A 6970-nucleotide genomic window follows, 5' to 3' on the forward strand; every position below is an offset into this window, starting at 1 on the left:
TCGCTCGGCGCCAGCCAGGCGGGCGCGAGGCTGACCTACAATTTCACTCGGCAGGTCGCCGCGACCCTTCGCAGCACTTCGGCCGTCGGACGGCGCGGCGGCGAGGTCGCGGCCGGCGTGCGCATCCAGCCCGTCGCCGGCATCCCCTTGTGGATCGATGCCGAGCGGCGGCAGCGGATCGGCCGTTTCGGCGGCGGCCGCAATGCCTTTGCCTTGTTCTTCGAAGCAGGTGTCTACGATCGGCCGATGCCGCTGCACTTCATGCTCGACGGCTATCTGCAAGGAGGGGTCGTCGGCTTCCACAGCCGCGACCACTTCATCGACGGCGCCGTCACGCTCAGCCGGCCGGTCTACAAGCAATTTTCGGCCGGGTTCGGCTTGTGGGGCGGCGCTCAGCCGGGAGTCTACCGGCTCGACGCGGGTCCGCGCGTCACGATGCGCGTGCGCCGCAACGTCAAGGTTCACGTCGATTGGCGGCAGCGGTTCGCCGGCAACGCCGCGCCGGGTTCGGGGCCGGCAATCACCCTGGCCGGGGATTTCTGAGCGAGAGATCGACGCGTCAGCTGGGACGGACGAGGGTGTTGGCCGCCGCCACCGTTTGGGGCTAGTCTCCATCCGGCCGATGCACATCTACCTCCCCATTGCAGGCCAGTCGGTGAATGCCGTCTTCATCATCCTGCTCGGCTTCGGCGTCGGCGTGCTTTCGGGCATGTTCGGAATCGGCGGCGGATTCCTGACGACGCCGCTGCTGATCTTCTACGGCATCCCGCCGACCGTCGCGGTTGCCTCCGCGACCACCCAGATCACCGGGGCGAGCGTGTCGGGCGCGATGGTCCACATGCGCCGCGGCGGCGTCGACCTGAAGATGGCGGGGGTGATGAGCGTCGGCGGGCTGTTCGGCTCGCTCATCGGCGCCGTCCTGTTCCGCATGCTCCAGGCGAGCGGGCAGATCGACGTGGTGATCAGCTTCCTCTACGTGCTGATCCTCGGCTGGATCGGCTCGATCATGCTCAAGGATGCGCTGGTCGCGCTTGGCGTCGTCGGCGGCAAGCAGGCGCAGGCGGGCACCGCGCGCCGCAACCGCTGGGTCGCCTCGCTCCCGCTGCGCTGGCGCTTCTATGCCTCGGGGCTTTACATCTCCCCGATCGCACCGCTCGCCATCGGCTTCGGCGCCGGCGTTCTGACGGTCCTCCTCGGCATCGGCGGCGGCTTCATTATCGTTCCCGCGATGATCTATCTGCTCGGCATGCCGGCCCGCGTCGTGATCGGGACCAGCCTCGCGATGGTGCTCGCGGTCAGCGCCGTGACCACCATGGTCCACGCCGTGACCACGCGCGCGGTCGACATCGTGCTTGCCGTCCTGCTGCTCGTCGGCGGCGTGATCGGCGCCCAATACGGCGCGCTGCTGACGCTCAGGATCAAGCCCGACATGCTGCGGCTCGCGCTCGCGATCATCATCCTCTGCGTCGGTTTCCGCATGCTCCTCGGTCTCGCCTGGCGGCCCGACGAAATCTTCTCGATCGAGTATCTGTGACCGCGCGATTTCCCCTCGTCGCTCTCGCCCTGCTCGCGCCGCTGCTGATTGCGGCGGACAAGCCGGTGCTGGTCCCCGACGTTTCGGCGCGGCAGGTGCAGATCCGCTACAGCTTCTCGGGCGCGCAGCTGCTGCTGTTCGGCGCGATCGCTTATCCCGGCGGGCGCCGGCCCGAGAGCCCAGCCGCCATCGCGGTCGTGCTCCGCGGCCCCGTCCAGCCGATCCTGCTGCGCGAGAAGCAGAAGATCGCGGGCATCTGGATGAACGCCGATTCGAGCCGTTTCCGCTCCGCGCCGAGCTATTATGCAGTCGCTTCGTCGCGGCCGATCCGCGAGCTCGTCGACGATCGCACCGCGTCCATCTACGAGCTCGGAGTCCACAATCTCCAGCTGTCGCCGGGCGGCGGCGCGCTCCCGGAGAAGGAGCGCCATTTCGAAGCCGGCCTGCTCGACCTGCGCAGGCGCGAAGGGCTCTATTCGCAGGATCCGCACGGCGTCGAGATCACGGACGGCATCCTCTATCGCGCGGTCGTCACGATCCCGAGCCAGGTGCCGGTCGGCACCTACACAGCCGAGACATTCCTGATCGAGCCCAACCCCGACCCGAGCAAAAGCGGCCGCGTGGTCGCGGTCGCGACCCGCGACATCGAGATCAACAAGTCGGGGTTCGAGCGTAACGTGTGGCTCGCCTCGCGCCGCCATCGCTTCGCTTACGGCATCGCCTGCGTCGTGCTTTCGCTCGGCCTCGGCTGGGCCGCCGCGGTCGCGTTCCGGCGCCGCTTCTAACGACTTGGCCTAATTTAATTTTAACCGCTCCGGCGTATCGACGTGCGCGACCTTATTGTCTGGGAGCGTACGACCATGGATGAGCAGCCGAACCTGCGCGAGTTCTTGAACGAAGTCAGCAGCTTCAGCGAGGAGGATGCAGTGCCGGCTCCGGTGAAGACCAGGCCGGGACCGGTTACGGCAATCGGCAAGGTGGTCGAGATCGCCGGCTCCGGATCGCAGATCCGCATGAATGCGGCCGCTTTGGCGCCGCTGCAATCGCACGCGGATCCTTCGATCGCCATGTCCGGCCAGGTCGGCAGCCAGGTCAAGATGGTGGTCGGCAACGCCTGGCTGATCGCCAACGTCCGCACGTTGCGCGGCGCCGATAATGGCGAGCTCGTCGCCCACGTCGACTTCCTCGGCGAGGGAAGCAAGGATTCCGCCGGCACGCTCAGCAACTTCCGCCGCGGCGTCACCCGTTACCCGATTCCCGGGGCGGACGTGATGCCGGTCACGACGGACGATCTGCGCGCAATTTTCGCCGCAAGCGACGAGCCGAACATCGAGATCGGCACCGTCTATCCAACCGACGACATCCGCGGCGCGCTCTATGTCGACCCGATGCTGTCGAAGCATTTCGCGATCCTGGGCTCGACCGGTACCGGCAAGTCCACCTCGGTCGCGCTGATCCTCCACCGCATCTCGCAGCTGTCGCCCGAGGGCCACATCCTGATGATCGACCCACACGGCGAATATTCGGCGGCGTTCAAGAATTGCGGCGAGCTGTTCAACGTCGACAATCTGCAATTGCCCTACTGGCTGATGAATTTCGAGGAGCATTGCGAAGTGCTCCTGACGACGCACGGCCCTGAGCGGCAGCGGGACGCCGACATCCTCGCCAAGTGCCTGCTCACCGCCCGCACCAAGGGCAAGGACATGACCCAATACGGCAAGGTCACCGTCGACAGCCCGATCCCGTACCTGCTGACCGATCTCCATGGCATCATCGTCAACGAGATGGGCAAGCTCGACCGCACCGGCGACTCGCTTCCCTTCCAGCGCATCAAAACCAAGCTCGAGGAGCTCCGCGCCGATCCCCGCTACACCTTCATGTTCTCGGGCATGCTGGTATCGGATTCGATGCCGGGGCTGATTGCCAAGCTGTTCCGCCTGCCGAGCCAGGGCCGCCCGATCTCGATCGTCGACGTCTCCGGCGTCCCGTCGGAAATCACCTCGGTCGTGGTTTCGGTGCTTGCGCGCATGGTTTTCGACTATGCGATCTGGTCGCGGACCGAAGCGCAGAAGCCGCTTCTGCTCGTGTGCGAAGAGGCCCACCGTTACGTGCCCAAGGACGAGCACCAAGAAGGCGGCCAGGCAGTCCGCAAGATCCTCGAGCGCATCGCCAAGGAAGGCCGCAAATATGGCGTCAGCCTCGGCCTGATCACACAGCGGCCGTCGGACCTTGCCGAAGGCGTGCTGTCGCAGTGCGGCACGATCGTCTCGATGCGCCTCAACAACGACCGCGACCAGGCCTGCGTCCGCGCCGCGATGCCGGAGGGCGCACGCGGCTTCCTCGACGCCATCCCGGCACTTCGCAACCGCGAGTGCATCGTCTGCGGCGAGGGTGTCGCGATCCCGATGCGCGTCCGCTTCGACGATCTCGAGCCGGAGAAAAGGCCGGCGTCGTCCGACCCGAGCTTCGCTCGCTTGTGGCGCGAGACCGGCGACGAAGCCGGAATCATCAGCCGCACCCTGAAGCGCTGGCGCGGTCACGGCCGCTAAGACGGGCGTGAAAGCCGCGATCCGCGGATTGCAATTTCGGAGCGCTTCGGGGAATCTCGCGGGGTGCGGGGACCCGAATCATCGCTGACGACGAAGGGGTGGCGCAATTTTGCGGGCGTTCATGGCCGCCTCCGCTCGCCGCTCAGGCCGTCGAAGGGTGACGTCGAGGCTGTCCGCCGCGCGATCGATGGGGACGACAAGAGCATCCTCCTGCTCGGCGTGACTCCCGAGCTGTCGGGGCTCGGGCGCGAGCTGGTCGCGATCGACAATTCGCCGCGCATGCTGGCTCAGGTCTGGCCTGGCGATCGCGACGGCCGACGCGCGATCCTCGCCGACTGGACGGATCTCCCGTTCGCGAGCGGGAGCTTCGATGTGGTCATCGGGGATGCATCGCTCAACGCCGCGCCCGAGCAGGTTGAGGAGGTGCTTGCCGAAGCCCGGCGCGTCCTGTTGCCGGCGGGCAAGCTCGCCGTTCGGCTGTTCTGCTCACCCGAGGAACCGGAGACGCTCGATCTGATCCGCGAGGACGTGTTCGCCGGCTGGCCCGGCAATCTCCATGCGTTGAAGTGGCGGATCGCGATGGCGCTCGCGGCGTCGAGGCCTCGCGCGACAGTCCCAGTGCAGGAGATCCTCGCCGCGTTCGAGCGCATGTTCCCCGATCGCGCCCAGCTCGCCGCGGCAACCGGCTGGCCCGGCGAGGACATTGCCACTCTCGACGCTTATGCTGGCGCCGACCACAGTCTGGGCTTCCCCACGCTTTCGGCGATCATGAAGGTCATCGGACGGCATTTCGCCGATCTCACGGTAGTTCCTGCCGCCGGTTATCCGCTGGCGGAGCGCTGCCCGACCGTCGTCGCCGCTCGCTAGCCAGCATATGCCTGGTCGAATATCGGACTGGCCGTGGCCACCCTGATCGTCATCATCCACGAGTTCGACGTGTTCCGCATCCGCGATCGTATTTCTGGTAAGGTCGACAGCCCCTATCTGCTGTTCGAGGTGCTGAGGCAGCTCGAGACGCTCGGCCACAGCGCCGTGATTTCGCGCGGCCCCCGCGCCCCGAACGGCGATGCGGCCTTGCTGCACGTCGATTCGACGATCGTGGAGCCGGAATATCTCGCGCTTGCGCGGCATTATCCGCTCGCCATCAACTTCAGGACCGGCGACATTTCGAAGCGCGCCACCAGCCGTTTGCTTCTGTCTCGGGACGATCGCTGGGACGGCCCGGTGATGGTCAAATCGAACTTCAACAACAATGCTGTGATGGAGGATCTCCACAACCGCGGCGCCGCCAAAACGGGACAGCCATTGCCGCACCCGGGCGTGACCAAGGGCGGCGCCTACAGCGTGCTGGATTCGATCTCCGATGTCGGTGACGAGATCTGGTCGGACTCGTCGCTGGTGGTCGAGCGCTTCCTTCCGGAGCCCGATCCCGAAGGCGGGTTCGTGCTTCGGACCTGGGTGTTCATGGGCGCGCGGGAGCGTTGCACGCGCTTTGTCACCGCCGACAAGGTCTCCAAAGCGGCCGACATTTTGCGGTCCCAGCCGATCGAAGTGCCGCCGCAACTCAGGGCCGAGCGCGAGCGGCTCGGCTTCGATTTCGGCAAGTTCGACTGGGTCATGCACGACGGCGAGCCCGTGCTGCTCGATGCCAATCGCACGCCCGGCGTGGCGACGGCCATCCAGCCGCTCATGAAGGAAGGCGCGCGCAACCTCGCTGAAGGCCTGCACGGACTGCTGACTGGCGAGACCGCGCCCGCGAAGACGTTGCCCTGACCGGCCCGCGATCTCAGTCGGGGATTTTGTCGAGCACGTCCTGCATCGACACTTCGACCTTGAACGTCAGGGTATAGCTGCCACGTTCGTAGCCGAGCTGCCGCGGCATCAGGACGGGGCGCTTCTCGACCGCGACGTTCATGCTCACCGTGTCCCTGCCGGCGCCGAGCCCGCGCGCCGCATTCCTGGCCGCCGCATAGAGGTGCTCGCGCGTCTTCAGCGGCAGCTCCACCCGGCCGCGCACTCTTAAGAGAGCGCGCTTGGCCGCTCGATAGAGGAGGCCGGCGCAATAGCTCGTCCTCACCGGATAGGCATGGTGCTGGATTCGGCTGGGGGCGTCGTGCTGGATGATCGATTCGATGATCCGCGCGTCCAGCGCGTGCCTTGCGAGGCCGATCCACGCCAGCCGTTCCTCGAGGTCGGTGTCGGCGCCCGCGGCATAGCCTTCGAGCACCTCGTCATACCCGCCGGCGCGGCGGAACGCGGCCGCCGGGATAACGTGAAATCCCTTCAGCTGGTTCGCGGCGAGCCTTGGTCCACCCTGGTTGAACGACTGCGACGTCGGCGTGTCGAAATAGCCGTAGGCGCGCGGCGGAAGATGTCCGGCGAGCCACTCGATCGCGCCGTCGGCCATGATCGTGTCGGCGTCGGCGAACACGAGCACGTCCGAGTTCGCTGCCGCCGCGCCCGCGTTGCGCGCTTTCCAGTTGGAGAAATGCTCCTGTCCCTCGACGGAGACAACACGAACCGACGGGAAGTTCGCACGGACGAAATCCCCCGTCCCCTGGGGGCACGAATAATCGACGACGATCACTTCCTCGGCGGCCTGGGCGATCATCTTGGGAAGGCTCGCCTTCAGATGCTCGAGCCGGCCCTTGCACGTCGTGATGATGCTGAAAGTCCGCGGCAATTTGATCCACCCACCCGCTTCGAGTGCAGCGAGCTTTAGGGCGGCCCTTGCCGCAGGGGCAATGCGCAATTCGTCGCGGGCTAGGCGTTCGCCTTCGGGGCGGGCCTGCTCACGCCGACGCCGAGCAGCGCCTTGAGCCGCGCCTTGACGGCGGCGGCGAGGTGCGTGTCGACGACCGGCGCGCTGGTGAGGCGCACCGACAGC

The 6970-nt window shown here is 66.6% G+C and carries 7 protein-coding genes; 6 read left to right on the plus strand and 1 reads right to left on the minus strand.

Features of this window, described 5'->3' with window-relative positions:
• The 6 genes from GH737_RS15345 to GH737_RS11960 all read left to right on the plus strand — a co-directional run.
• Positions 1 to 543: hypothetical protein (locus GH737_RS15345; protein ID WP_196233136.1), on the plus strand; the 543-nt coding region annotated here is incomplete at its 5' end.
• A 79-nt stretch (positions 544 to 622) separates the two neighbouring features.
• Positions 623 to 1534 carry a sulfite exporter TauE/SafE family protein gene (locus tag GH737_RS11940; RefSeq protein ID WP_155265034.1) on the plus strand — a complete coding sequence of 304 codons (912 nt, stop codon included), beginning with the start codon at positions 623 to 625 and terminating at the stop codon, positions 1532 to 1534.
• The gene (locus GH737_RS11945) at positions 1531 to 2319 is read left to right on the plus strand and encodes a TIGR02186 family protein (RefSeq protein ID WP_155265035.1); all 789 of its coding nucleotides are present in this window, start codon (positions 1531 to 1533) and stop codon (positions 2317 to 2319) included. Before GH737_RS11940 ends, GH737_RS11945 begins: the two co-directional genes overlap by 4 nt.
• A gap of 75 nt (positions 2320 to 2394) precedes the next feature.
• Positions 2395 to 4083 (plus strand): ATP-binding protein, encoded by a 1689-nt coding sequence (locus GH737_RS11950; RefSeq protein WP_155265036.1) that lies wholly within the window; start codon positions 2395 to 2397, stop codon positions 4081 to 4083.
• A 63-nt stretch (positions 4084 to 4146) separates the two neighbouring features.
• Positions 4147 to 4950 carry a class I SAM-dependent methyltransferase gene (locus GH737_RS11955; RefSeq protein ID WP_196233137.1) on the plus strand — a complete coding sequence of 268 codons (804 nt, stop codon included), beginning with the start codon at positions 4147 to 4149 and terminating at the stop codon, positions 4948 to 4950.
• Positions 4951 to 4983: 33 nt separating this feature from the next.
• Complete coding sequence (locus tag GH737_RS11960) at positions 4984 to 5856, plus strand: hypothetical protein (protein WP_155265038.1); 873 nt, start codon at positions 4984 to 4986, stop codon at positions 5854 to 5856.
• Between the two features lie 13 nt (positions 5857 to 5869).
• On the opposite strand, the gene GH737_RS11965 is transcribed toward GH737_RS11960, so the two are convergent.
• Positions 5870 to 6766 (minus strand): glycosyltransferase family 2 protein, encoded by an 897-nt coding sequence (locus tag GH737_RS11965; RefSeq protein WP_196233138.1) that lies wholly within the window; start codon positions 6764 to 6766, stop codon positions 5870 to 5872.
• Between the last annotated feature and the right edge of the window lie 204 nt (positions 6767 to 6970).

Source organism: Sphingomonas segetis, assembly GCF_009720245.1.
In the GTDB taxonomy this organism is placed as follows: Bacteria; Pseudomonadota; Alphaproteobacteria; order Sphingomonadales; family Sphingomonadaceae; genus Sphingomicrobium; species Sphingomicrobium segetis.